Origin of the sequence: Pseudomonas sp. NPDC087817 (assembly GCF_044742875.1) — a bacterium.
Lineage (GTDB): Bacteria > Pseudomonadota > Gammaproteobacteria > Pseudomonadales > Pseudomonadaceae > Aquipseudomonas.
The window spans coordinates 48,545-49,037 of record NZ_JBIUVJ010000041.1; the positions used below are offsets into that span (position 1 = coordinate 48,545).

Sequence of the window (493 nt, forward strand, 5' to 3'; positions counted from 1 at the left end):
ATCATGCCGTTGATCATGCCGCCCCAGCTTGGCGCCAGCAGGATGATCGACATTGCCATGCCCAGCGATTGCGCCCAATCCGGCAGGGCGGTGTAGTGCAGGTGGTGCGGACCGGCCCAGATGTACAGGGTGATCAATGCCCAGAAGTGCACGATCGACAGGCGATAGGAGTAGATCGGGCGTTCGGCCTGTTTTGGCACGAAGTAGTACATCATCCCGAGGAAACCGGTGGTGAGGAAGAAGCCCACCGCGTTGTGGCCGTACCACCACTGGATCATCGCGTCGGTTGCGCCCGAGTAGGCGGAGTAGGACTTGAAGAAGCTCACCGGCAAGGACGCGTGGTTGACGATGTGCAGCATCGCGGTCACGACGATGAACGCGCCGTAGAACCAGTTACCCACGTAGATGTGCTTGGTCTTGCGCTTGGTGATGGTGCCGAAGAACACCAGACCGTAGGTGACCCAGACAATGGCCAGCAGAATGGCGAGCGGCC

General features: G+C 60.0%; 1 pseudogene (only partly in view). It reads right to left on the reverse strand.

From position 1 onward, the window contains the following. Positions 1–493, reverse strand: a pseudogene (locus ACIONG_RS21605) (cbb3-type cytochrome c oxidase subunit I) (its annotated part extends 421 nt beyond the left edge of the window); the annotation flags it as partial.